At 62.2% G+C, this 25,159-nt stretch carries 25 protein-coding genes; 3 read left to right on the top strand and 22 right to left on the bottom strand.

All coding sequences use genetic code 11. From position 1 onward, the window contains the following. Positions 1 to 3: 3 nt before the first annotated feature. The 6 genes from CHB97_RS18050 to CHB97_RS18025 all read right to left on the bottom strand — a co-directional run bounded on the left by CHB97_RS18050 (position 4) and on the right by CHB97_RS18025 (position 6,146). Complete coding sequence (locus CHB97_RS18050; RefSeq protein ID WP_089289462.1) at positions 4 to 462, bottom strand: phage tail protein; 459 nt, start codon at positions 460 to 462, stop codon at positions 4 to 6. 46 nt (positions 463 to 508) lie between these two features. Continuing rightward, positions 509 to 2,086, bottom strand: a complete 1,578-nt coding sequence (locus CHB97_RS18045; protein ID WP_200820008.1) for a phage tail sheath C-terminal domain-containing protein — start codon at positions 2,084 to 2,086, stop codon at positions 509 to 511. 76 nt (positions 2,087 to 2,162) lie between these two features. Further along, on the bottom strand, positions 2,163 to 2,969 hold the full coding sequence (locus CHB97_RS18040; protein WP_089289392.1) for a hypothetical protein: 807 nt from the start codon (positions 2,967 to 2,969) through the stop codon (positions 2,163 to 2,165). Then, entirely contained in the window at positions 2,966 to 3,529 is a 564-nt protein-coding gene (locus CHB97_RS18035) for a DUF4255 domain-containing protein (protein ID WP_089289391.1), read from the bottom strand. The genes CHB97_RS18040 and CHB97_RS18035 overlap by 4 nt, the downstream gene beginning before the upstream one ends. Positions 3,530 to 3,861: 332 nt before the next feature. After that, on the bottom strand, positions 3,862 to 4,401 hold the full coding sequence (locus CHB97_RS18030) for a thioesterase family protein (protein ID WP_089289390.1): 540 nt from the start codon (positions 4,399 to 4,401) through the stop codon (positions 3,862 to 3,864). 122 nt (positions 4,402 to 4,523) lie between these two features. Further along, positions 4,524 to 6,146 (bottom strand): tetratricopeptide repeat protein, encoded by a 1,623-nt coding sequence (locus CHB97_RS18025; protein ID WP_089289389.1) that lies wholly within the window; start codon positions 6,144 to 6,146, stop codon positions 4,524 to 4,526. A gap of 326 nt (positions 6,147 to 6,472) precedes the next feature. Here CHB97_RS18025 and CHB97_RS18020 point away from each other — a divergent pair, with 326 nt between their 5' ends. Then, positions 6,473 to 8,275: a hypothetical protein gene (locus CHB97_RS18020; RefSeq protein WP_089289388.1), complete on the top strand. Its 1,803-nt coding sequence runs from the start codon at positions 6,473 to 6,475 to the stop codon at positions 8,273 to 8,275. 3 nt (positions 8,276 to 8,278) lie between these two features. Next, positions 8,279 to 9,826, top strand: coding sequence for a hypothetical protein (locus CHB97_RS18015; protein WP_089289387.1), 1,548 nt, complete (start codon positions 8,279 to 8,281; stop codon positions 9,824 to 9,826). Between the two features lie 27 nt (positions 9,827 to 9,853). Here CHB97_RS18015 and CHB97_RS18010 read toward each other — a convergent pair whose 3' ends face one another. Both CHB97_RS18010 and CHB97_RS18005 read right to left on the bottom strand, forming a co-directional pair. After that, the gene (locus CHB97_RS18010) at positions 9,854 to 10,738 is read right to left on the bottom strand and encodes an EamA family transporter (RefSeq protein ID WP_089289386.1); all 885 of its coding nucleotides are present in this window, start codon (positions 10,736 to 10,738) and stop codon (positions 9,854 to 9,856) included. Between the two features lie 118 nt (positions 10,739 to 10,856). After that, on the bottom strand, positions 10,857 to 11,165 hold the full coding sequence (locus tag CHB97_RS18005; RefSeq protein ID WP_089289385.1) for a hypothetical protein: 309 nt from the start codon (positions 11,163 to 11,165) through the stop codon (positions 10,857 to 10,859). Positions 11,166 to 11,378: 213 nt separating this feature from the next. Here CHB97_RS18005 and CHB97_RS18000 point away from each other — a divergent pair, with 213 nt between their 5' ends. Beyond that, entirely contained in the window at positions 11,379 to 12,875 is a 1,497-nt protein-coding gene (locus CHB97_RS18000; protein WP_089289384.1) for an aldehyde dehydrogenase, read from the top strand. 160 nt (positions 12,876 to 13,035) lie between these two features. Here CHB97_RS18000 and CHB97_RS17995 read toward each other — a convergent pair whose 3' ends face one another. The 14 genes from CHB97_RS17995 to CHB97_RS17930 all read right to left on the bottom strand — a co-directional run bounded on the left by CHB97_RS17995 (position 13,036) and on the right by CHB97_RS17930 (position 24,933). After that, entirely contained in the window at positions 13,036 to 13,434 is a 399-nt protein-coding gene (locus tag CHB97_RS17995) for a hypothetical protein (protein WP_089289383.1), read from the bottom strand. A gap of 102 nt (positions 13,435 to 13,536) precedes the next feature. Then, positions 13,537 to 13,917 carry a helix-turn-helix domain-containing protein gene (locus CHB97_RS17990; RefSeq protein WP_089289382.1) on the bottom strand — a complete coding sequence of 127 codons (381 nt, stop codon included), beginning with the start codon at positions 13,915 to 13,917 and terminating at the stop codon, positions 13,537 to 13,539. Next, on the bottom strand, positions 13,914 to 14,165 hold the full coding sequence (locus CHB97_RS17985; RefSeq protein WP_089289381.1) for a type II toxin-antitoxin system RelE/ParE family toxin: 252 nt from the start codon (positions 14,163 to 14,165) through the stop codon (positions 13,914 to 13,916). Before CHB97_RS17985 ends, CHB97_RS17990 begins: the two co-directional genes overlap by 4 nt. Before the next feature lie 70 nt (positions 14,166 to 14,235). Beyond that, complete coding sequence (locus tag CHB97_RS17980; protein ID WP_089289380.1) at positions 14,236 to 15,159, bottom strand: ribokinase; 924 nt, start codon at positions 15,157 to 15,159, stop codon at positions 14,236 to 14,238. Between the two features lie 74 nt (positions 15,160 to 15,233). Next, entirely contained in the window at positions 15,234 to 16,958 is a 1,725-nt protein-coding gene (locus CHB97_RS17975) for a long-chain fatty acid--CoA ligase (protein ID WP_089289379.1), read from the bottom strand. A gap of 163 nt (positions 16,959 to 17,121) precedes the next feature. Next, positions 17,122 to 17,499: a monovalent cation/H(+) antiporter subunit G gene (gene mnhG / locus CHB97_RS17970; RefSeq protein WP_089289378.1), complete on the bottom strand. Its 378-nt coding sequence runs from the start codon at positions 17,497 to 17,499 to the stop codon at positions 17,122 to 17,124. Next, positions 17,492 to 17,830: a monovalent cation/H+ antiporter complex subunit F gene (locus CHB97_RS17965; RefSeq protein WP_089289377.1), complete on the bottom strand. Its 339-nt coding sequence runs from the start codon at positions 17,828 to 17,830 to the stop codon at positions 17,492 to 17,494. The genes mnhG and CHB97_RS17965 overlap by 8 nt, the downstream gene beginning before the upstream one ends. Continuing rightward, positions 17,827 to 18,300: a Na+/H+ antiporter subunit E gene (locus CHB97_RS17960; protein ID WP_089289376.1), complete on the bottom strand. Its 474-nt coding sequence runs from the start codon at positions 18,298 to 18,300 to the stop codon at positions 17,827 to 17,829. The genes CHB97_RS17965 and CHB97_RS17960 overlap by 4 nt, the downstream gene beginning before the upstream one ends. Then, positions 18,297 to 19,859 carry a Na+/H+ antiporter subunit D gene (locus tag CHB97_RS17955; protein WP_089289375.1) on the bottom strand — a complete coding sequence of 521 codons (1,563 nt, stop codon included), beginning with the start codon at positions 19,857 to 19,859 and terminating at the stop codon, positions 18,297 to 18,299. Before CHB97_RS17955 ends, CHB97_RS17960 begins: the two co-directional genes overlap by 4 nt. Continuing rightward, complete coding sequence (locus CHB97_RS17950; RefSeq protein WP_089289374.1) at positions 19,856 to 20,215, bottom strand: Na+/H+ antiporter subunit C; 360 nt, start codon at positions 20,213 to 20,215, stop codon at positions 19,856 to 19,858. Before CHB97_RS17950 ends, CHB97_RS17955 begins: the two co-directional genes overlap by 4 nt. A 4-nt stretch (positions 20,216 to 20,219) precedes the next feature. After that, positions 20,220 to 20,639 carry a Na+/H+ antiporter subunit B gene (locus CHB97_RS17945; RefSeq protein WP_089289373.1) on the bottom strand — a complete coding sequence of 140 codons (420 nt, stop codon included), beginning with the start codon at positions 20,637 to 20,639 and terminating at the stop codon, positions 20,220 to 20,222. Next, a complete protein-coding gene (locus tag CHB97_RS17940) occupies positions 20,639 to 22,978 on the bottom strand; it encodes a putative monovalent cation/H+ antiporter subunit A (RefSeq protein WP_089289372.1) in 2,340 nt (779 codons plus the stop codon). Before CHB97_RS17940 ends, CHB97_RS17945 begins: the two co-directional genes overlap by 1 nt. A gap of 215 nt (positions 22,979 to 23,193) precedes the next feature. Then, a complete protein-coding gene (locus CHB97_RS17935) occupies positions 23,194 to 23,811 on the bottom strand; it encodes an ATP-dependent Clp protease proteolytic subunit (protein WP_244559601.1) in 618 nt (205 codons plus the stop codon). A gap of 177 nt (positions 23,812 to 23,988) precedes the next feature. Beyond that, positions 23,989 to 24,933 (bottom strand): Gfo/Idh/MocA family oxidoreductase, encoded by a 945-nt coding sequence (locus tag CHB97_RS17930; RefSeq protein ID WP_089289370.1) that lies wholly within the window; start codon positions 24,931 to 24,933, stop codon positions 23,989 to 23,991. Between the last annotated feature and the right edge of the window lie 226 nt (positions 24,934 to 25,159).

The raw sequence follows: 25,159 nt of genomic DNA, 5'->3' as shown, positions 1-25,159 counted from the left end.
GGCTTAGCCCCCGTTGGTGACAACGATCTGTTCATGCGCGATTTCGATCGTGTCCACCGCCACTTCATTGCCGTCCGATTTCAGATCGGTGCTGGTGATCTTGGTCGGCCAGGCATTATTCAGGGTCCATAGCATGGTAACGGCGCCATTTTCATCCAGCAGCTTGATCAACACCGTCCGCCGTTTAATGGTGTTCATCTTGATTTCGTTCATCCAGTTCCAGAATGTGTTGTCATTGACGAACACACCCCGTTTCATGGTGATATTGCTGTATTTGGCAATGCCCGGCATCTTGATCGCCGAAAATAGCGGGCTGTTGCTATGGCGATATTCGATGATCTGGACCTCGGCATCCATGCCGGATACTTCCTGAAAGGCGATGCCTGTCAGTTCGGTGCCGAAATCCACCTCAAAACGGAATTTCGGCAAGGGCCATACATTATCTTCTACTTCACCGGCCATGATCATACCTCTCTAAGACGGAAGGGGGTGCGGATGTCGCCCATGCTCAGCCGGACTTGGCCATCTGCTGCTGGAAGGTGATCTCGATGAATTCGGCCGGCCGCACCACCGCCACCCGCACGGTGACGCGCATATAGCCGTTCAGCAGGTCGTCAGCGGTCATGGTGCTGCCCAGCCCCACCGCGACGGAGAAGGCATCGTCGGGCTTGGCGCCCTGCAGACCCCCTTCCTTCCAGACATCGGTCAGGAAGCTGGAGATCATGCTTTTCACCGCCGCCCAGGTATTGGCATTGTTGGGGGCAAAGACATAGGCGCGGGCCGCCAGCTTCACCGACTGTTCCAGAAAGATCATGGTGCGGCGGACGGAGACATAGCGCCAATCCTGGCTGTTGCCGTCCAGCGTGCGGGCCCCCCAGATCAGGATGCCCTGGCCGTTGAAGAAGCGGATGGCATTGATGGATTTGCCGGACACCGCATCAATGTTCAGATTGGCCTGCTGGCTGTCGGACAGTTTGATGGGCAGGCTGGCGGCCCCGACGATGCTGACATTGGCGGGGCTGTTCCAGACGCCCCGCACATTATCATTGACCGTATAGACACCGGCCATCGCGCCGCTGGGCGGCAGCAGATTGGCCACATTGGTCACCTGTTTGATGATCAGCCCATAGGTCTTGCTGGCGTTCAGCAGGGCGCCGTGCAACTGGCTGTTGGTCAGCGGGGTGGGCGGCGGGTTTTCGATCATGGCGATGATTTTGGCCGCCACCGGGTTGGGGCTGGTGGGGGAATCCAGCAGCGGTGCAAGTTGCTTGATATCGCCGCCGAACAGGTTGGTGAAATCGATCTCCCCGCTCTGCATCACCGTGGTGCCGATGAACGGGTAATAGCAGATGCCGTATTTCAGCCCCTGGCTGCCGGTGCCGTTACGGAAGGTTTCAATATCCTGTGTGTACTGGATCGGGTCCGGCTGGTTGCCGTTGATCACATCGAACAGGCAGACGGCCGTTTGCAGTTCCTGCACCTGCAGCAACATGCTCTGCATCAAGGTGGCGTTGTCCGCCACCGGCAGCAGCGTCGCCTCCGGGCAGACATAGATGGTCGGTTCCAGCTCGATCTTCAGCAGGTCAAGTGCGCGCTGAAGATCGGCCAGCTTGACATTGGGGTTGACCAGCGGCGCGGTAGCGCTGTCCAGCGGCTTGCCGCTGGCCGCCCCATAGGGGCCGACAGAGATGATCCAGGCATCGCCACCGCCATTCTGATAGAATAGCCGGATGCTGTTATAGAGATAATAGATGCTGTTGGGATCGGGCAGGACGGAATAGAATTTGCCGTCCACCGCCAGATGCGGGCCAACCTCCGGCTCCTTATCCTGTGCCACCAGATAATATTGGGGGGCATATTGCTTGGCGGCATCGGCCGGTGCCGGCGGGCTGGGCAGGGTGAAATAAGCCTGGTATTCCGCGAAGGAGGTGATGCGCACCGGCTTGTTGTAATAGGATTTGCCCTCATAATCGGCGCGCGGCGTGTAGCCGATGAAGACCGGCACGGCGGTGGCGATGGGGACCACGGAATTGGGAAAGGCGTTGACCTCGTTGATGTAAACGCCGGGTGTCGAATAGGTTGCCAAGATCGCCTCTTCCTTGTCTGGGGTGATGGGTGAAGCCGCATGGTTCAACCCGGCCGGTACATGCTGTCAGGATGTGCTAGAGATAGATGGTCGTTGCCGCGCTCACCTTCCGGTCCGGCCCCTGCCGGTCCCAGATCAGGGAGCGCGGGTCCGGCAGGGGCAGGGATCTGATCAGGCAGACCTCCGTCATCTGATCGGACAAGGGCGACTGAAACTGGTCGAACAGGCCAAGCCGCAGCGTGGGCATCCGGCTGAGGGGCAGGGCCTGCCCGTCCGTGTCGAAGCGCAGGGCCTGATCCCCATCGGGCAGGGAGGTTTCCACCGGTCCGGCCAGCAGGCGCCCGTCAGAGGCGCGCATGAATGGCCGGTTCAAGGGCCGGTGGCTGCGGTTAACGACATAATAAATCCAGGGCAGCCGGGTTGCTTCAAACCGGATGATCCAGCATGTCTCCGGCCCGGCCTTACCTAGATCGTCGGCATAGAGCCATATCGTTGCCAATGGCCCCCTTTCCTCCGACAGGGGCCGCAGGATATGGTCGGTGCCGCCATCGGCGGGCCTGTCCACATTACGGCTGCTGTAATGGGGCAGGGTGCGCGGCCCCTCTGGCAGGTCAGTGACGCTGGCCAGGTGTGCCAGATCGCCGCTGAAGACCAGGCAGAGCGGGGCGCCCTCCAAGGCGCGCGCCAGACCGGCCAGCAGATTTTCCGCTGTCCCGGCGCGGCCGGTATAGAGTGTCCATTCACCGGCTTCATACCGCCACCACAGATCAAAGCGGCGCAGTAGGGTGCGGCTTTGGGCATCGGGCTGCAGGCTTATTGCCGCCACGGGATGCGGCGCGTACCACCCATGGCGGAGCTGCAGGCGGACCAGCGGGTGGTTCATGACCCCACCTCTGTCAATGGCTCCCGCATCGGGGTCTGGAAACCGGCGATCTGCCGGCCATCCATCATTAAACGGCGGATTTTATAGAGGACGGATGGCAGATAGCTGCTGCCCAGAGCGCCCCACATCTCATAGGATTTTGCGTCCGACGTGCTTTCGATTTCGATGTCAAGACTTTGCAATGTCTCTGGCAGGTGCGGATATGATGCACGTTGAAAGCTGTTATTAGATTGAAAAAACAAAATTGCATGAGAAAGAACTTTCAAAGATTCGATATAATCATCAAAATTTGAAGAAATTAATATATTTAAATTAAAGAACTGTGGAACGTTTTTCGATGTTTGTCCGTTTTGACTCTGTGAATTATTGTAATATGCACGAGACGTGTCATATTCAAGTTTTGTTAAGGTCATGATCAGGCGATTTTGATTTTTTTGATTGCCGGCGCCATCATTGGTACTGAGATGATTGAGAACAACGACAGATTCCGGCAGCGACAGACTCCGCTGCAGATGGGAATCGAGGGCGTCTTTCACGAACAGCAGCGCCCGATCCAGCATCTTCCCCCTCCTCCAGGCGCCAAAAACCGATGAAATGAGTAATATGACTGGGGGTAAAATAAGACGAATTTTTCGTCTGTCAATTGCATTTCTTACTATCTTATCTCAATTAAAATTTAACGCGTTTACATGTCAGCAGCCTTCGGTGGCGTTGTCGTAGGTTTTCCTTGCGTTTCCAGCAGTGCAAATCGGCATGAACGCTACCATAGGAGGTGACTCCCTCCTATTAACCAACGATAAGCCATGCAATCAGGGGCTGTGATGATATCAGCGCCCATGGTGGAAATTCCGCCGGCCGGCCAGCACCCGGCTCCCGGGGGGGATCGGACGGCTCAGCCTTCCTTGGCGCGGTTGCTGATGGCGCGTTCGGTATGTTGCCACGCTTCAATATCCGCCGGCATCGGCGGGGAGGGGATATCCAGGCCTAAGGCATGCATCAGTTCAGCCGTATCGACCGACCGGCCTTTTTCCAGAAACACCGCCTTCACCACGATGACGGCAGCGACATCGCCGCCCATGGTTTCGAAGACATGTTCCAGGAAGATCCATTTGCCTTCCCAGCACAGGACCCTGGTTTTCAGCCGATAGGGCTGAAGCGGCTTCAATTCGCGGCGGAAGCGGATGGTCGCCCCTCCCAGCACGGGCATCCATTTCCGCCGCAGGATCAAGCGCAACATGCCGCTGCGGATCATCAGATCAACCCGGCCAAGATCAGCCACCGTGAAGTAGCGGCCATTATTCATATGAAGGTTGGTGTCCAGGTCATTGATCCAGACCCGGAAACCCACGACGGATGTATCCAGCGGCGCCAGCCGCCTGCGCCAGAGCAGGGCCGCAATCACCACACGCAACAGACGCAGGAACAGATTCATCCGGCTTATCCCCGACAAAGGCTAAGGGCGGCGCCAAATCTGGCGCCGCCCCTCATGCTGGTTGGGGAGTGTGGCAGGGTCGGGGGAGAGGTCAAGCCCCCTCCCGACCGTCTGACGATTGCTCAGATATAGAAGTGGATCTGGGTGCGGTCGTACCCAGTGCCGATCATCACCGGCTGGCCCTTCACCACCGGCAAATCCTGGCCGAAGAAATAGACGGCCTGCTTCCAATGGTTGGTCCGGGTGGGGGAGTTGGAATTGTAGGTCACCTGCCCATCCATATGCAGGTCGAACCAGAAGGCGACACCATGGGCAATGCCCGTCTCGCTGGCGGTGACAGTCAGCGCCTTGGAGGCGGTGGCCGGCATGTTCTTGTAGAAATCGAAGAACCAGGCCTGTTCCGGGTTGGAAAGCAGCTGGTGATTATCGGCGGCCAGATCCAGCGTGCAGTAACCCGGCGTGCGGAACTGGTCGAAACGCGACATGTCAAAGCCGCTGATGGTGCGGATCGGGCTGATCCGGCGCAGATCGTCAGCCTGCACCAGGGAGCACCAGACGGTGGCCGAGGCCGGGATGATCTTGGCACCCGGCTTCAGCAGGTTCTGGCGGGCATGTTGCAGGATGGCCAGCATGTCCGGCGCCAGCATCCCGACATTGATCAGTTCAGAGACGAAGATATCGGCCTTTTCCGGCATGTCGCTGCCGATCACCAGATCGGTGGATTTCTTGCCGATGACGCTGACGCGGTCGCTATAGCCGTTCACCGCCACGGTTTCCCGCGCCACCTCAACCAGCGGCTTGTGCATCTCGCAGGTATAGACATGGCCGGCGCCAGCGCGGGCGGCCATCATTGCCACCAGGGCGGAACCGGTGCCGATTTCCAGCACCACATCGCCTTCCTGCACATTGTTCAGCAAGGCCGCCTCATAGGCATCATTGCGTTCATGATCATTGATCATCGGGATGTGCCAGGCGGGGATCTGCGTGGAACGCAGCAGCTGCAGGGCGAACAGCACATCGGAATTTTCAGGCATACGGTTGTGAACCCCGGTCAGCAGGGCGATAGCATCATCAAGACGGCCCTGGCCCTGGAACACCTGCGCCAGACCGATGGCGGCTTCCCCGCGGGAAGGATCGCCGGCCAGCACATTGGCGAACAGGCGGCCGGCTTCATCCAGCCGGTCAGTATAAAGCAGCAAGGCTGCCAGATTATAAGCGGCATCCAGGTTCTTCGGCCGCAGCGCCAGGGAATGGCGGAAGCAGAATTCCGCCTCGCCCAGATTGCCCAGATCGCGCAGCGTGTTACCCAGATTGTTATGCGCCTCGGCATAAGAGGGGCGGCGGGCGATGGCGCGGCGGAAGCACTGCTCTGATTCCATCAGATCGCCCTGGGCGCGCAGGGCATTGCCCAGATTATTGTGGGAAACCGGATCATTATCATCCAGTTCCACCGCCTTGGCGAATTCCACCGCCGCTTCGACGAAGCGGCAGCAGCCATAGAGCAGCACGCCGCGGCTGTTATGGAATTCCGCCTTATGGTCGTCCAGGGCGATGGCCTTGTTGAACAGGTCATTGGCTTCGGCCGCGCGGTTGGAGCGCAGTGCGATGATGCCCAGCAGATGGGTGGCTTCCGAATGTTCCGGTTCGGCCTGGAGCGCCGTGCGGCAGCTCATCTCGGCTTCGGCCAGATAACCGGCCATCAGATGCTGACGGGACAGGCTGACGCAATCCTGGACGAACGACATGGGAAAACTCCTTCGGTTCTTTCTGCCGGTCCGTTGCCCCCCTCGGGCCGCCCGGTATTCGGGAAATCATGAAAGCAAATGGCGTGCCAGCGGGTGAATTTGGCGGAAATGCTGGGGTTTCTGACTGAGGCGGCGGAAAATGCCGGGGTGTGTCCGGCGGTGGGGCGGCGGATTTTTCCCGCTGCCCCGTCCTCCCGGCAGAAGCGGCCCGGCAAATCTGGTGGAACAATGTCCAATTATGAACAACTTTAACTTGACCATGTCATAGGCGTAGGCTGACAGTTCGGGCGGGAGATTTTTCCACCATGTGCAACTAGGGGTGAGAGATGACCGATTTCACATTCGGCACGCCGGCCTTCATTGTTGATTTTCCGGCTTCCACCGAGAAGCAGGCAGCGCTGGCCGCGCTGTGGAATGACAATCTGAAAGGCTTTGTGCAGCAGGCGATGCCAGCGGCCCCGTCCTTTTTTTATGATCCCACGGACACGGTCATTCCGCCCGGCTCCCAGACGGCGCAGGTGTCCTGGTCGGCCTTTTCCGGCCGCCTGATGCAATATTGCTCCGCCACGCCACCGATCCCGCCGGCCAATCCCTATAAGCTGGAGATGCCGGATATCTATTCCCTGGCCGATACTGGCTATTACGGGGCAAATGCTACCCCGTTGCCGGATATTCCGGCACAGTTCTGCCCGCAGGCGAACTGGAGCGGCCCGTTGCAGAAATACGGCCCCTATGGCCCGCGCGGCTGGCATGATGAATATTGTGAATGGGCGGCAGCACGGGATGAAAATAATAATATCATCCGTATCGATTTCTGCTGCGAAAACCCGGAATATTGGTATTCCCTCTGGGCCATCAGCCCCACCCGCGTGGTGGAGCTGTATAATGAAATCCTGAATTATGGCCTGCATACCGATCATCTGGTGGTCATTACCGAGGGTGATCTGACATTGAAGGACGCCGACGGTAACGTCGTGACGGATCCGGGCACGGGCCGCCCCGCCTATAACCCGTTGAACAAGTGGAATAGTGGCCCGAAATCGTCCCGCACGGGCGCGCTGGCCGACCGCAGCGGCGGTGCCATCCATCTGACCAGCACGCCCAATACCCTGCAGACGGAAATCGGACTGGCCGGCGTTTCCACCCAGCAACTGGTCAGCGGCAACAGCGATGCGCAGAAGCTGCTCTGCTGCGGCCAGTACGGCCAGGCCTATCGCAACAGCGACCCGCATATCGGCCAGACGGTAAACCAGGTGGTCGGCGGTCAGGTGACGGGGGCGTATCAGCTGGTCAATCTGGCCAATCCGTTCGGGCTTTATATTCAGATGCCCAATTTCACCACCTGGAGCTTCGGCCCGCGTATCCAGGTCGGCAAGAATGTCCCGGCAGACGCCAAGCCGTCCGACATCTGGCAGGTGGTGCGCGGTGCGGCCACGCTGGTTGACCCGGTGACCGGCCAGAATTTCCCCGGCAATACCGGCGATGGTGGTTTCATCCTGCACGCCGCCTGTCAGATACCATTGTCGTGGCTTGCCATGGATCCATCCCTGACCCTGGCCGACATCCAGATCAATGGCAGCGCCATTACCTGGGCTGGTCAGATCGCGCAGCAGTTTGAGGTGGGGCTTTATGCCCGCCCGCTTTCCACCGATGCCACGCCGCCCACGCTGCCCTGTGCCGGGGCGGGGTCGCAGGCAGCACCTTTGCAGTGCATGTATTCGGTGTTGTGGAACGCCTATTATGCGGTGGTGGAGCCCAATCCCACCGGGTTCGTCCTCCCCATGTCCAGCAACACCACGATGATCGCGCCCTTCCTGCCGGCGGGCGGGGGGGAGGCGGCCCTGACCCTGATTGTCAGCAATTATGAAGGCGCTGACCTGCCCAGCGTCGCGGTGCTGACGGAACTGTCCGGCGGGGCGGTGGATAGCGATGTCACGGTGACGGTGACGGGTGCCAGCCCGGTCTCCTATGCCGTGCCCGGCAATTCTTACCCCGGCAGCTATACAGCGCTGACGCTGACCGTTTCGGTTGCCAGTGGGGCGACGCCCGGCCTGCGTGCCCTGTCGGTCTCGCTGAACGGCGATACCCAGACCATGCCGGCGCTGGTCCATATCACGGCGGGGGCCTGATCCATGCTGCGCCGGGTTCTCTCCCTGCTTTGCCGCCGGGGCGTGGCCCCGGCGCTGGCTTTGCTGTCCGTGTTGATGCTGGGCGCCGGCACCGCCGCCGCCCAAACCGTCAGCAATCCCTGCACCGGCTTCGGTACCACCCAGATCACCATGAATCCGGTGCTGCCGCCAAATTTCAACCTGCGCAACCAGACCAATGCCGATTGCATTGCCTGGCAGCAATTCATTTATCTCAACTGGGCGGCCAGCAGCAGCAAGCCGGGCACGCCGGATACGTCCGTACCGGCCAGCCAGTTCGGCGTGCCCGGCAATAACAAGCCCACCGTCTGGCAGACCTATGTCCTGGCCAACCTGCTGTTCAGCGGTGATAAGGCCGCCTTGAAGAAGGCGGCGGCGCATCCGGGGCGGCTCAATCTCTCTGTGTTGTCAGAGGTTTCCTCGCTGGACCTTTCGGCCATTGGTCAGGCCAGCGGCACCCCGCTGAAACCGGATTGGCTGACTGACCAGCGCGGTGGGCTGACCTATTATACGGTCAGCATCAATCTGGATGAGGCTGCCTATATCACCAGCCAGAATCTGACCAGCTTTGCCGGGCAGGAAGCCTGCGCCAGCAATGCGGGCCAGAACGGGATGGGCGGTTTCAATCTGCCGATGGGGCTGGGCGATGTGGATTGTGCTGGCAATGCCAAAACCTTCGGCCTGAATGTCGGCTCCATCGAACTGAAGGCAGCCTGGGTGGTTCTTCCCGCTGATGGGTCACTGAACTACCGGTACCTGACGGCACAGGCGACCGTGACCGACCCCTATGGCAATACCAGCAACCAGACGGTGGGCCTGACCGGGCTGCATATTATCCGCCGGCTGCCCGGGGCGCCGCAATTCCTCTGGTCCACCTTCGAACAGGTGGATAATGCGCCGGATAATGGTGGGGACACGGTGAACTTGCCGGCCAATCCCAACCGCAAGCCCAGCCCCGGCTATACCTATTTCAATCCATCTTGCGATCCTACGACGGATTTCTACAAATGTCAGGCCAACAAGTCCCCCTCGTTTCCTTGCAACAATACCAGCCCGCCCTATCTGCCCCAGGGCTGCAGTCCCTATGCGGCACCGATGCAGGTGACGCGGATGACGCCGGTGGAGAATGTGGCCAACAGCACCAACCAATATGCCTGGGGCCTGTTTCCCGCCCAATCCGTGTTCAATTATTATCGGTTGATTGATGTGCAATGGCCATCCCTGCCCACGGCCATCCCGCCGCAAAGCGTGGTGCCCCTGACGGTGGGGGGCATCACCCCGGCCACGGCTACGCGGGTGGTGGCCAATACGACGATGGAAACCTATGTGCAAACCGGTAAGGCCTGTATGGATTGTCATCAATATGGTGACATTGCGCAGTCTGCTGCCGTCACCTTCTTCCGCAAGAATGGGGTGACCCAGCGCAGTGTCACCCTGTTCCCGATGACCGCCAATGGCGAGAAAGCGGCGGACAGCACGCCGCACTATGCCACCAGCTATTCCTTCATTTTCTCCGCTGATACGGTGAAGTGATCGATGCGCCAGCGGGTGGCCCGCCCTTCAGGGCAGGGCCGCCCGCCGTCCGAACAGCCGGGCCAGCGGCAGGGATGGTACCAGGATGCCGATGAAGATCAGCGCCATACCCGCCATCCGCTGTGGTCCGAAACTTTCCCCATAGACCAGATGGGCGGTGACGGTGCCGAAGACCGGCACCATCAGAGAGAAGGGTGCCACCAGCCCGGCCCGGTAGGTTTTCAGCAGAAATCCCCAGATGCCGAAGGCCGTCAGCGTGGACAGCACCACGATATAGAGCAGGGATGCCACGGCGACCCCGTTGAAATGGCTCAGCGCCTCCGCCACCCGCCCCGGCCCCTCGATCGCCAGTGACAGGCAAAGGGCCGGCAAGGGGGGAACCACGGACAGCCAGACCATCAGCGGCAGGGTAGGGGTGGGGGGCAGGCGGCGCGTCAGCACATTGCCCATGGCCCAACTGGCTGCCGCCAGAAGCGTCAGGCCAAAGCCTATCCAGGTAACATCCCCGCCGATGGTACCTGCCGTCACGGCCAGCCCGGCAGCGGCGATGCAGGCCCCGGCCAATTGCCGCCCGCCGGGCCGTTCCCCCAGCACCGGCAGGGCCAGCATCATGGTGATGAAGGCCTGGCTTTGCAGCAGGATGCTGGCCAGTCCCGGCGCCATACCATTATCCAGCGCACTGAACAGAAAGGCATAATGCCCGATGAACAGAAAGCTGGAGACCAGCGCCAGATCGCGCCAGCGCAATTGCGGCGGCTTGGGGATGATCAGGATGGGCAATGCCGCCAGGGTGAACCGCGCGGCGGTCAGCAGCAGCGGCGGAAAGCCCGTCAGCGCCATTTTGATGAAAACGAAATTCACGCCCCAGATCAGGGCGACCAGCAGGGCCAGGGCAATATGAACAGGGCGCATCGGCAGTACCCGGATGGAAAGGGGCGACTTCCATCCCGCACGGCCATGCGCCCTGTTGCAACCGCTAACATGTCACGGGGACAATGGTTGGCGGCAGTTCCTTGACATCGGCTGTCTATTAGAAGGAGCCTTTGGCATTCTTCGGATCTTTGAGCACCTTGCTGTAATTGATGAAGCCGGCGGCGACGGCTTCCAGCTCATCATCCGACAGTTCGGCATCGGCCAGCTTGGCCAGTTCCGCTTCCAGGCTGTCGCCCAGGGCGGCGGCATCCACGCTGATCCCCTTGGCGGCGGCTACACCCAGCAGTTCGCTGGTGAGCGCATCCTTTTCCTTGATGGCGGACAGGCGGTCCACCAGCGCCGGATCGGCGAAGATGGCATCGCGCAGGGCGGACAGGTTGGGCGACAGGGGCTGGGCCTGGGTCATGATCTCTCTCCGGTTTTCTCAAAGGGCAGGGACGCCATTCCGACACCCCATCTTTATCCTGTCCGACCGTCCCCTGCATCCGGGCCACAGTTTGCGCGGGCGGCGCGATACTCTGCCATTCATCCCCCGCCTGCCCCCTTGCCGCCCTGATCCGAAGCGGGCACCCTGGGGACCGATCAGGGGCCTCAGGGGCCCGGCAAAGGGGAAGCGACCATGGACAGCACAATCGCCGGCACCTGGCAGGAACGCGCCGCCCGGCTGCAATTCCGCAATCAGGCGTTCATCGGCGGCAAATTCGTTGATGCGCTCAGCGGCAAGCGTTTCGATTGCGTCACCCCGCGCGACGGTTCGGTGCTGACACAGGTGGCCGAATGCGATGCGGCCGATGTGGATGCGGCGGTGGCCGCCGCCCGTCAGGCGTTTGAAACCGGCGTCTGGCGCGATGCCCACCCGCGCCAGCGCCGCAAGGTTCTGCTGAAGCTGGCGCAGTTGATGGGGGAGAATGCCGACGAGCTGGCCTTGCTGGAAACGCTGGATATGGGCAAGCCCATTTCCGACAGCCGCAAGATCGACATCCCCCTGTCTATCCGCTGCGTCGAATATTACGCCGAAGCCATTGACAAGATTTATGATCAGGTCGGCCCCAGCGGCGGCGATGCCATGTCGCTGATCCTGCGGGAACCGCTGGGTGTGATCGGCGTGGTGGTGCCGTGGAACTTCCCGCTGATGATGGCGGTATGGAAGCTGGCCCCGGCATTGGCCACCGGCAATTCCGTGGTGCTGAAACCGGCCGAGCAATCGCCGCTGACGGCCCTGTTCCTGGCTGAACTGGCGGTGCAGGCGGGCTTGCCGGCCGGCGTGCTGAATGTCGTGCCGGGTTTTGGGGAAACGGCGGGGCAGGCCATTGGCCGGCATATGGATGTGGATATGCTGGCCTTCACCGGCTCCACCGAGGTTGGCAAATATTTCATGCGCTATTCCGGGGAAAGCAACCTGAAGCGCGTCTCGCTGGAATGCGGTGGCAAAAGCCCGCACATCATCCTGCCCGATGCGCCGGACCTGGACCGGGCCGCGCGCGAAGCCGTGGGTGGCATCTTCTTTAATCAGGGGGAGGTTTGCACCGCCGGTTCCCGCCTGCTGGTGCATGAAAGCATCAAGGATGAATTTCTGGAGCGGGTCACCCACCATGCCGCCCGCTGGACCCCCGGTGACCCGCTGGACCCGAAAAGCACGATGGGGGCGATGGTGGATGACCGCCAGCACGCCCGCGTGCTGGATTACATCGCCAAGGGCAAGGCCGAAGGGGCGTCACTGCGCCTGGGCGGTGGCGCTGCGCGGACGGAGACGGGCGGCTTCTATATCGAACCCACCCTATTCGCTGGCGTCACCAACCAGATGACCATCGCGCGGGAGGAGATTTTTGGCCCCGTGCTGTCCACCATCAGCTTTTCCAGCACGGAGGAAGCCTTCCGCATCGCCAATGACACCATCTACGGTCTGGCAGCGGCGGTGTGGACGCGCGACCTGTCCACCGCCATGAAGGCGGCCCGCGCCATCCGGGCCGGCAGCGTCTGGATCAACTGCTATGATGGCGGGGATATCACCACGCCGTTCGGCGGTTTCAAACAGTCCGGCTTCGGCCGCGACCGCAGCCTGCACGCGCTGGAAAAATATACCGACCTGAAAAGCGTCTGGATTGATCTGTCGTAATACCAACGGTCATCATTCATGACCGTTGGTACGGCGGCGACCGCCGCCGCGCCGCACGTGCGGCGTAGCCAAGCCAGCGGAGGCTGGCGCCGGCGATTGAGGGGCACGAAAGCGTGACCAGGGGTCATGATTTCATGCCGCGGGTAGAAGATCGAGGGGGTCAGGGCCGCTTGCGTTGGGTGAACGCGGCGGCCAGGGCCTTCAGATTATCCGCCTGATCGCGCGGTTCGGGTTCCGGCAGATCGCCGCTGCCCGTGCCCATGCGGGAGATGATGGCATCCAGCATCTGAGGCGACAGCTTTTTCGGCCCCGGCTGCGGCTTGGCGGCGCGCTGGATACCCTGGCCGGGGGCCGGCGATGCGGTAGTGATGCCACCGCCGCGCGCCACCCGATCCACCGCACTGCCGACAATGGCCTTCAGGAAGGGCTTGGCCAGACCGCGCAGCAACTGCTCATCATCCAGCGCCCAGGTGATCAGCACGCGCTGAGCCTGGGCGCGGTTGCCCTGCGCCGCCTTCAATGCCTCACGAATTTTGAGCGTGACATAGGTATCGCTCATGGCCCACTCCTTCGGGAGATTTGTGCCCAAGACTACCGAAGCCGGCCCCGCTTGCCCAAATAAAAATGTGATGTGCCGTGGTGACCCGGCATCCTGGTGTGTTTATCGACCGACAAGCATATCCAGCGGCACCGACAACGCCGCCGCAATCCGGTTCAGCGTATCAATCCCCCCGCGTTTGCGACCTGCTTCGATTTCGGAGATGAAGGATTGCGAGAGGCCGGCTGCCTGGGCCAGGGCGAGGGCGGAAAGGCCCCGATGCTGACGCAGAACCAACACGGGATTTTCCCCATCCAACAGCCGATTGACCACGTCGTCGGGGAGTGTTCCGGCTTCACCGCCATCCAGTTTACGGGCCACAGCCTCGATATCCGCGAGGTCGGCGGCATCTTCCAGCAGTTCCTGGATGGCTTCAAAATCAGCACGGCTCAACGTCACGCTGTCCGGCGTCTCCGCAATGGGGCGGATATGCAAAGCGTTCATCGATAAACGTCCTTCCTGTTGCCGATTTTCACAACAACCACGGTGATCGCCGATCCATCGATCCGGTAAAGGGCCCGCCAATCACCATGTCGGATACGCCCGGTCCCCGCACCAAACGCCTTGGCCCAAGGGTGCGGCGCCAAAGGATCGGCTGCAAAGAGTTCCAGCTTATCCCGTAGGGCTCTGGCATCTTTCACAGGCATCCGCAGCAGGGCCGCAGCCGCATGGGTTTCATAGCGCAGTTTCATGGCCCAGCATTGGCATGAGCCTGGGGAACGTCAAGGCGATTTATCGCCCAGAGCGATATCCACTACCCTCTCACCCCGCCCGCAGAGCCGCAAACACCTCCTCGGCCTGCGGCATGGCGGTGCCGGTGCCGATGCGGGTGCAGGCGATGGAGGCGGCGACATTGGCATAGCGCATGGCATCGGCCAGCGCGTCCCCCGCCGCCAGCCGGGCAGACAGGCTGCCCACGAAGCAATCCCCCGCCCCGGTCGTGTCCACCGCCTTCACCTTACGGCCCGGCACCAGTTCATGGCCCGTCGGCGTAACGGCCAGCGCGCCGCGCACGCCCAGCGTGGCGATCACCACCTGATCGTCGCGGCGGAACAGGCGGCGGGCGGCGTCCGCCACCGCTTCCACCGGGGCGTCACCGGACAGTTCCACGCCGGCGAAATGGCCCAGCTCCGTCTCGTTCACCACCAGAATGTCGGTATCGGCCCACAGCGCGTCGGGTGCATCATCCAGCGCCGGGGCGGCGTTCAGCACGGTGCGGGCACCGGCGGACCGCGCTTGGGCAAAGATCGCGGCGATGGTGCTGCGCGGCACCTCAAACTGGCTGACCACGATATCGCCGGCGTCAATGGCCACGCCGTCGGCATCGGCGGGCACGATCTCCTGATTGGCGGCGGGGATGACGACGATGCGGTTTTCTGCCGTCGCATCCACCAGGATCAGGGCATTGCCGGTGCCCAGCGTCTCGCTGCGCTTCAGGCCGGATGCCTCAATGCCTTTTTCGGCGAAGAAGGCCGCTACCTGATCGCCGAAGGCATCGCGGCCCACCCGGCCGACAAAGCTGACCGCCACGCCCTGCTGCACCGCCGCCACGGCCTGGTTCAGCCCCTTGCCGCCCGGCATCAGCTGCACCGTCTCCCCATTCACCGTTTCGCCGGCGCGCGGGGCCGCCTGCATGGTGGCCAGGATGTCGATATTGGTGCTGCCGAGAACGATCAGCTTGGCCATGATGGTCCTTTTGCCTCTGGATAGCGGGTTGACGGCGGCGTTCCTACCCGGTTCCCCGCTGTGGGGGAAGGGGCTTAACCCGCCTTCTTCTTCTCTGCCTCCAGCTCATCCAGCAGGGCCTTGCGCGACAGCTTGCCGATCATGGTCTTGGGCAACTCATCGCGGAATTCATACAGCTTGGGCTGTTCGATGGGGGACAGCTTGTCCTCCAGGAACTTCTTGATATCGTCCTTGGTCAAGACGGCGCCATCGCGGGTCTTGATATAGGCCTTCACCGTCTGGCCGCGATAGGGGTCGGGTACGCCCAGCACGATACATTCCGCCACCTGCGGATGCTGGTAGATCGCCTCTTCCACATTGCGCGGATAAACGTTGTAGCCGCCGGCCAGGATCATGTCCTTGATGCGGTCAACGATGAAGATATAGCCGTCCTCATCCAGATAGCCGACATCACCGGTATGCAACATGCCGCCATCCAGCGTCTCAGCCGTTTCCTTGTCCTTCTTCCAATAGCCCTTCATCACCTGCGGGCCGATGATGCAGATTTCGCCCCGTTCGCCGCGCGGCACCTCCGTACGGCGATCTTCCAGGCTGACGATGCGGATATCCGTACCGGGCACCGGCAGCCCGATGGAGCCGGCGCGGCTGGCATGGGTCGGGTTGATGGTGGCGATGGGGGCGGATTCCGACAGGCCATAGCCTTCCACCAGGGCGCAGCCGGTCAGCTTCTCGAACTGCGCCTTCACCTCCACCGGCAAGGGCGCACCACCGGAATTACAGACCTTGATGGAGGAAAGATCGTATTTCTCCACATCCTTGTAATTATTGATGGCGGTATAGATGGTGGGCACCGCCGGAAACTGGGTCGGCTTTTTCTTGTGGATCGTCTCCAGCACCTGTTCCAGCTCGAACCGGGGCAGCAGGATCATTTCCCCACCATTCTGGATGGTCAGGTTCATCACGCAGGTCATGGCGAAGACGTGGAACAGCGGCAGCACACCCAGCATCCGCTCATTCCCCGGCTCCGCCATCGCGCTGAACCAATAGGAGGCCTGGGCGGTATTGGCGGTGATGTTCTGGTGCGTCAGCATCGCCCCCTTGGGCACGCCCGTGGTGCCGCCGGTATATTGCAGCACCGCCACATCATTGACGGCATCCAGCGCCACCGGGCGCGGCCTGCCATCATTGGCCACCAATTGTTTGAACCAGACATGCCGATCATCGCGCGGGATGGCGGCGATTTCCTTCTTCTTCACGAAGGGGAACAGCAGGTTCTTCGGGAAGGGCAGGATGCCGGCCATCGGCACCACGATGATCTTTTTCAGCCGGCTCTGCCCGAACATCTTGGCCAGCTTGTCATAGGTGACCTTCAGATCCAGGCTGATCATCCAGTCAGCCTCTGAATCATTGATCATGTGGCAGATTTCACGTTCCGCATAGAGCGGGTTGAAATTCACCACCACGCCGCCGGCCTTCAGAATGCCGAAATAGCAGATCACCGAATAAGGGGTGTTGGGCAGAAACAGGCCGACCTTCTGGCCCTTCTGCAGGCCCATTTCCTGCAAACCCTTGGCGAACCGGTCCACCAGATCGGTGATCGCGCCATAGGTATATTTCTTGTCCAGGAAATCGACGCAAGGCCGGTCGCGGAAGCGCTGGGTGGCCTGATCCAGCAATTGCGGCAGGGTGCGCTCCGGGATGGGGCTATCCCACTTTACACCGGGTGGATAGGAGCCTTCCCACAGAAAGGGCTGGCGGCCCTGTTGCTGCTGCTGCACGGATGCGACCGCTTCGGCCATTTTATTCCTCCCGGTATGGACTGCCGGCGCCTTCCAGCGCGACGCCTTTGAATCTCCTATATCGGGAGGGGAAATGGAACCTCAAGCGTTTCTTCGGCCTTCCGTTACGTCACCCAAGCGATTTTTTTGCAAGCCCCACCCCGACAGGGCGAATGGCCAGCGGTTACCGTCTCCCCGCCTTCTCCAACAGGCGGCGGCGCGGGTTGTCCGGGCCCTTGGCCAGATCATCCCGCACGGTACCGGCAGCAGGCGATTCTCCGCTGGCATAGGCGGCCCGGCCAATCATGTGGGCAGCAACCGGTGTGGTCAGCAGCAAAAACAGGATGGCCGCCACCACGCGGGCCACCACATCCAGACCGGGAAAGAACAGGGCCACGGCCAGCAGCACCAGCCCGCAACCCAGTGTGCCGGCCTTGGAACTGGCGTGCATCCGGGTCAGCGCATCGGGCAGGCGCACCACGCCCAAGGCCGCCACCAGACAGAAAAACGACCCGGCCACCGCCAGGATGCCGACGATGGCCTGCGCGATCTGGTCAAGCATGGGGCTCCTCCTTCTCCTTCTGTGCTGCCTCCCGCTCCTCCGGCCGGTCCACCACGCGCCGTTCCAGGAAACGGGCATAGGCGACGGTGCCAAAAAAGGCGACCAGGGCCAGGGCGATGGCCGCATCCAGAAACACGACCTGCTGCACATACAGCGTGTAGAGCGCGATGAAGGCTACGGCCAGCACACCGAACAGGTCGATGGCAATGATGCGGTCCGCCGTGGTCGGCCCGCGCAGAACCCGCACGATGGTCAGCGCAAAGGCGGCGAACAGCAGCACCATGGCGATGGTCAGGCACCAGGACAGGAAGGGGGTGATGGCCGGGCTCATCGCAGCACCTCCAGGATACGGCGTTCCATACTGTCCTTGGTTTCCGCACACAGGGCCGCCGCATCGCCCCCGAACATGGCATGAATGTAGAGATGCTTGCGGTCAGGCGACACATCCAGGGTCAGCGTGCCGGGCGTCAGGGTGATGGAACAGGCCAGCAGGGTAATTTCCAGATCCGTCCGCGCATCCAGCGGGATGGCGATGACGGCCGGCTGCACCTTCGCCCCAAAGCCCAGCACGCTGGCCGTCACCTTCAGGGAGGAGAGGACAATCTCCTTCAGCAGCCAGAGGAAATAGCCCAGCGAACCCCAGAGCAGGCGGAAATAACGCTGGTTGGGGTAAAGCGGCCGGCCCAGCCACAGCACGCCATGGCCCAGCACAAAGCCGGCCGCGAAGCCACCCAGGCTGAAATCGGCATTGAAGCCCATCCAGGCCAGGGCCAGCAGCAGGTTCAGCACCAGCAGGTTCATGGCTGCACCTCCATCGCGGCCGGTTCTGCGGCCCCGACCAGGGTGGGGGTGGTCGGCACCGCCCCCAGCACCGCATCAATATAGGCTTGCGGATCGACCAGCCCATCGGCGGCCATGGCGCTGACCCGCATCAGCGGTTCGGCATAAAGGCCGATGGTGACGGTGATGGCAGACAGCAGCACCAGCGGGGCCACCAGCGCCACGCGCGCCGCCCCGCCCAGGCTGGCCGTGCCCAGGGCGTCGCCCGCCGGGTTGCTCTTCCATACCATCTCCGCCCATAGCCGCCCGACCAGCCAGAAGGTCAGCAGGCCCGTCACCAGTGCCACGGCGACGATGGCCCAATTCTCCACCGCCAGACCGGCGCGCACCAAAAGGAGTTTGGACCAGAAGCCGGAGAAAGGCGGGAAGCCGGCGAGCGAGGCCAGCGGCACGAACAGCACCACACAGAGAATCGGTGCGGCGGTGAACAGCCCACCCAGCCGGGCGTAAGACGTATCCCCGCCCGACAGCCGGCGCACCACGCCGGCCCCCAGAAACAGGTTGGTCTTCACCACAATGTCATGCACCAGATAGAAGACGGTGCCGGCAATGGCCAACGGAGTGGCGATGGCCAGCCCCATGATCATGTAGCCGATATGCGCCACCACCTGCCAGGACAGCGCCCGGCGCAGGTCGCGCACCGCCAGCGATCCCAAGGCACCGGTCAGCATTGTGGCCCCGGCAATCCACATCAGGATGCCATGGGTCCAACCCATATCGCCGGTGAAGATCAGGGTGAAACAGCGCAGCAGCGCATAGACGCCCACCTTGGTCAGCAAGCCGGCGAAAATCGCCTGCACCGCCACGGCGGGCGTGTGATAGGCGGCGTGCAACCAGAAGAAGAAGGGGAAGACCGCCGCCTTCATGCCAAAGGCGATGATGAACAGCACGGCAATGGTGCTGACCAGCCCCTTATTGGCGACATGCGGCACGCGCACGGCCAGATCGGCCATGTTCAGCGTACCGGTCACGCCATAGAGCAGGGCAACGGCCAGCAGGAAGCAGGCGGTGGCGATCAGGTTGATGCCGGCATATTTGATCGCCCCATCGATCTGTTCCTTCGTGCCGCCCAGCGACAGCAGCACGAAGGAGGAGATCAGCATCACCTCAAACCAGACATAGAGGTTGAACAGATCGCCGGTGATGAAGCTGCCGCAGACGCCGACCATCAGCACCTGAAAGATGATATGGTATCCGCCGCGTTCGCGCACCGCATCCACATCGCCCAGCGCATAGACGGCCACCGCCAGCGCCATCACCGACGCGATCAGGATCATCAGCGCCGACAGCGTGTCGGCCACCAGGGTGATGCCGAAGGGGGCGGCCCAACTGCCCATCTGGGCCACCTGCACCCCGCCTTCCATCACCCGCGCCAGCAACAACCCGGCCAGGATCAGCAGCAGTGTGCTGCCACCCAGCGACAGCACGCGCTGCAGGGCCGGCCGGTGCCAGAACACAGCACACAGGGCCGCCGTGGTCAGCGGCACCAGGATGGGGGAGGCAACCAGCCAGGCGATCATGCCGCGTCCTCCGGCTCAGCCGTGCGCATCTGGCTGCTGTCCAGCGTGCCCAGTTCCTGATAGCCGCGATAGACCAGGGCCAGCACGAAGGAGAGCAGGCCGAAGCCAATGACAATGGCGGTCAGGATCAGCGCCTGGGGCAGCGGGTTGGCCAGCCCCTGGCCCAACACCTCCTGCCCCTGGCCGATCAGGGGGGCCTGACCGGGCGTCAGCCGCCCCACCAGCAGGATGGCGACATTAACGGCGTTGGACAGCAGGATCACCCCGAACAGCACGCGCAGCAACTGGCGCGACAGGAACAGATAGACGGCACCGGCAACCATGCCGCCGACGGCGAAGGCCATGATGGTTTCCATGGGCTCAATCCTCTTCCATCAGGGCCTGGACCATGGCCAGCAAGGCGCCGACCACCACCAGATAAACACCAATATCGAACAGTACGGGCGTGCCCAGTGCCAAAGCCTTGGCGCCGGTGGCATCCTTGAAGATGATCCAGCGCGCCGTCATGAACGGGTCGCCGCCGGGGCCGGCGAAAAAGCCGGACAGGATACCCAGCAGCAGCCCGCCGCCCAGCAGGCTGCGCGGGTCCACCACCAGCAGGCGCTTCATCTCCTTCACGCCAAAGGCCAGCGCGTGCAGAGCGAAGGCCACGGCACAGATCAGCCCGCCAACAAAGCCGCCCCCCGGCTCATTATGGCCGCGCCAGAGGATGAAAATGGAAAACAGGATCATCAGGGTCAGCAACAGGCGCGTGGCCGTGCGCAGGATCAGGCTGTCCATCACGCGGCCTCCCCCGTCTGCGGCCCCGTCTGCGGTTTAGCTTTCGGTCTGGCATAGCGCGCCTTCAACAGCGCCAGCACGCCCAGCCCGGCGCTGGCCACCACGGTGATTTCCCCCAGCGTGTCAAAGCCGCGGAAATCCACCAGAATGACATTCACCACATTGCGGCCATAGGCCTCTAAGTACGACGTATCGCCAAAGAATTGCGACAGGGTCATGGGCAGCGGCAGGGCGATGATGGCCAGCAGGATCGCCGTCACCACCCCACCCAGACCCAGGGCCAGAATGCCATGCAGAAAGGCCGCCTGCGGCTTGCGGTCCGGCCCCTTGGGCAAGGCTGGCAGGCGGGCCAGCACCAGCACCAGGATGATGGCGGTCAGCGTTTCCACCATCAACTGGGTGATGCCGACATCCGGCGCGCCATAGGCGATGAAGAACATCGCCACCGACAGACCATTGATCGACAGGGCGGTGATCGCCCCCAGCCGGGACCGGGCCCGCAAGGCCCCCGCCGTGCCCACCAGCATCATGATCCCCAGCAGCAGCCCCACCCATTGCCCGCCCAGATCGGTGGCGGGCAGCACCAGCGCCTGGCGGAACCACAGCGTGCTGCCCAGCAGCAGCAGCATGGCGGTGAAGATGATGGCCATGTAACGGGTCATCACCCCGCCCTGAAGCTGGCCGGTCACGGCGCGGGCCAGCGCATCCAGCCCGTTCAGGATATGATCCCAGCCTTTGTCGGCATCAAAGCGGGTGGCGCGCTCCAACCCCGCCAACCCGGCGGTGAGGGGGCGCAGCGCCAGATAAAAGCCAATCCCCAGTGCTACGGTGATTGCCGACAGGCCCAAGGCCGGCGTCAGCCCGTGCCAGAGATGCAGTTCCACCGCCAGCGGTTCGCCCCGCACGGACGCCGCCACCTGCCCCAGCAGCCCATCCAGAACGGCGGGATACAGCCCCAGCAGCAGCCCCAGGCTGGCCAGCAGCGCCGGCCCCAGCCACAGCGTCACCCCGCCTTCATGCGCATGGGCGGCGGCCTTGGACGGTGCCCCCAGGAAGGGTTTCACAAACACCAGCCCCGCGGCACCCAGCATGGTAGCATTGGCCAGCACAGACGCCACCAGCACCGGCCAGACGGGCCGATCGGTGGTCAACAGCCCTTCATAGATCAGTTCCTTGCCGATAAAGCCCAGAAAGGGCGGCAGGCCAGACATGGAAAGGGCGGCGAGCGCGATGAAAACACCCGTCACCGGCATGGCGCGGAACAGGCCGGACAGTTCCCCCACCTCCCGCGTGCCGCTGCCATGGTCCACCGATCCAGCCCCCATGAACAGGGCGCCCTTATACAGGCTGTGCGCCAGCAGAAAGGCGGCGAAGCCCCGGATGGCATAGTCGGTTCCCAGCCCCACCAGCATGGTCAGCGTGCCCAGTGCCATCAGGGTGGTATAGGCCAGGATCTTCTTCAGGTCGGTGGCGCGCAACGCCATGGCACCGCCCCAGAAGGCGGTCAGCGCGCCGAAACCGGTCAGGGTCCAGAACCAGATATCCGTACCGCCCAGCATCGGCGACAGGCGGGCCAGCAGATAGATGCCAGCCTTCACCATGGTGGCGGAATGCAGATAGGCGCTGACCGGCGTGGGCGCGTCCATGGCATTGGGCAGCCAGAAATGGAACGGCACCTGGGCGGACTTGGTGAAGGCCGCCAGCACCAGCAGGGCCAGGATGGGCAGATACAGCCCATGGGTCGTCAGGTCCATGCCCTTGGCGGCAATTTCCGACAGGCTGCCGGCTCCACCCGCCGTGCCCAGCAGGATAAGGCCCGCCAACAGGGCCATGCCACCGCCACCTGTGACCAGTAACGCCTGTAGGGCCGACCGGCGCGAACGGGCATCGGCATGGTTGAAGCCGATCAGCAGGAAGGAAGTAACCGAGGTCAGTTCCCAGAAGACGAACAGGCTGATGATATCATCGGCCAGCACCAACCCCAGCATGGCCCCCATGAAGGCCATGATGAAGAACAGGAAACGCCCTTCATGCCGGTGCCCGCGCAGATAGCCGCCGGAATAAAGCACGATCAGCGTGCCGATGCCGGTGATCAGCAGGGCGAACAGCAGCGACAGCCCATCCAGCCGGAAGGCCAGTTCCACGCCCAATGCGGGCACCCACTTCCACGATTCGGCCACTGGCTGCCCGCCCACCACTGTGGCGAACTGCCCAGCAAACCAGACAAATCCCCCCGCTGGCGCCAGCGCCAGCAGCCAATGGGCGAAGGAGGGGAACAGGCGGTTGAGCGTCGGCGCCAGGGCCGCTGCCAGGAAGATGATCCCTATCGCTGTCAGCATCGGGGCGGCCGGCCTCTCTCGTTTTCGATTATCGGTTCAGGCCAATATAGGGGCTGATCGCCCCCCATCAACCAAAACCGGACCGTTCAGGGACGAAAACGTTCCAAACCAGCTTTCGATGTCAGAAAACGCGGCGGGAAAGCCGGATCAGAAAAAGAAAAGGCCGGCACCCTTTGACAGGTGCCGGCCTTTTTTAATCCCGCAGGCTTTGGCGCTTACGCGTCCAAGGCAGCGGCATTGTCGATGATGTGGCTGACAACGCCATATTCCTTGGCTTCTTCGGCCGACATCCAGAAATTACGGTCGGTATCTGCCGCCACCCGCTCAATCGGCTGGCCGGTTTCCCGGGCGATCACCGTATTGATGCGGTGACGCATCTTGATGATCTCCTTCGCCTCAATGGCGATGTCGGTGGCGGGGCCACCCACGCCGCCGGCGGGCTGATGGATCATGAAGCGGGTGTTGGGCAGGCAATAGCGATCTTCCTTGGCAGCGCCCAGGAAGATATGCGCGCCGGCCGAGGCGACCCAGCCGGTGCCGAGGATTTTCACCTTCGGCTTGATGAAGCGGATGATGTCATGGATCGTGTCGCCCGACTCGACATGGCCGCCGGGGGAGTTGATCACCAGCTTGATCGGATCATCGCTTTCAGCCGCCAGCGCCAGAAGCTGGGCGACAACTTCCTGCGCCACCTTCTGGTTGATTTCGCCGAACAGCAGGACCGTGCGGGCCTTGAACAGGTTCTGGGCCACGCTGGGCGGGGCCTTGGCCGGCTCCTTGGTCGCGGTCTCCGGCTTTTCTTCTTCGTCGAGACGGATCGGGTTAACGAGCAAGGCACGCTCCTGGTTTGAAGACCTGTACAGCATCTGACCTAGCCGGAAATCGGCAAAGGTTCAACCCATCGCAGCATGGATAACCTTATTTGGCGTGACGCGGGGCTTATTCAATCGACCCCAACGCAAAAGGGGTGGCCTCAGCGCCACCCCTTTTCAATCAAAAGAGCGCAGAAATCAGCCGTTCAGCGACTGTTCCAGCCTATGCAGTACCTCATAGCAGGGTAGAACCTGATGCACGCTGGCATTGGGTTCGCGGCCTTCGCGGATGGCGGCGACGAATTCGCGGTCCTGCAGCTCGATCCCGTTCATGGAAACGTCCACCTTGGACACGTCGATCTTCTCTTCCTTGCCGGTGATCAGATCGTCATAACGGGCAATGTAGGTGCCATTGTCGCAGATATAGCGGAAGAAGGTGCCCAGCGGCCCTTCATTGTTGAAGGACAGCGACAGGGTGCAGATGGCCCCGCCTGCCGTCTTCAACTGGATCGACATATCCATGGCGATGCCCAGTTCCGGGTGAATCGGCCCCTGCACGGCATGGGCCTTCACCACCTTTTCTCCCGTCTGGTACTGGAACAGGTCCACCGTGTGGGCGGCATGGTGCCACAGCAGATGGTCGGTCCAGGAACGCGGCTGGCCCAGTGCGTTCATATTGGTGCGGCGGAAGAAATAGGTCTGCACATCCATCTGCAGAACTTTGGCTTCCCCGGCCTGGATGCGCTTGTGCACGAACTGGTGTGACGGGTTGAAACGGCGGGTATGGCCAACCATACACACCTTGCCGGTTTCCTTCTGCACCGCCGCCACCGCCTGGGCGTCGGCCAGACTGTCGGCCAGCGGGATTTCCACCTGCACATGCTTGCCGGCCTTCATGCATTCGATGGCTTGCGATGCGTGCAACTGGGTGGGGGTACAGAGGATGGCGGCATCCACGCCCGGCTGGGCCAGGGCCTCGGCCAGTTCGGTGGTGACATGGGGCACGCCGTACTTATCGGCGGTCTCCTTCGTCTGGTCCAGGCGGCGACCGACCAGGGAGACGACCTCCACCCCGTCGATCAGCTTCAGGGCGTCCAGATGCTTCTGACCAAAGGCGCCAGCGCCGGCGAGGATGATCTTCATGGCTTGTACTCTCTGATGGATGGGAATGGTGTTTGGGGGGAGGGGATCAGCGCGCAGGAAAATTGTTGCCTCCCCCGCGAAAGCGGGGGGCCAGGGGGGATCATCACGCCGCTTTGTTCCCCTGGCCCCTGGACACCCGCTTTCGCGGGGGAGGCACTGTTATGAGAATGGCGACCGTTTGGCATTCGATCTACGCCCGGCTAACGGATAAGGGCGCGCTAAGCAC

It is taken from the genome of Azospirillum sp. RU38E (assembly GCF_900188385.1).
Lineage (GTDB): Bacteria > Pseudomonadota > Alphaproteobacteria > Azospirillales > Azospirillaceae > Niveispirillum.
Note: the sequence above shows the minus strand (reverse complement) of the source record. Positions and strands in the feature narration are given on the sequence as shown.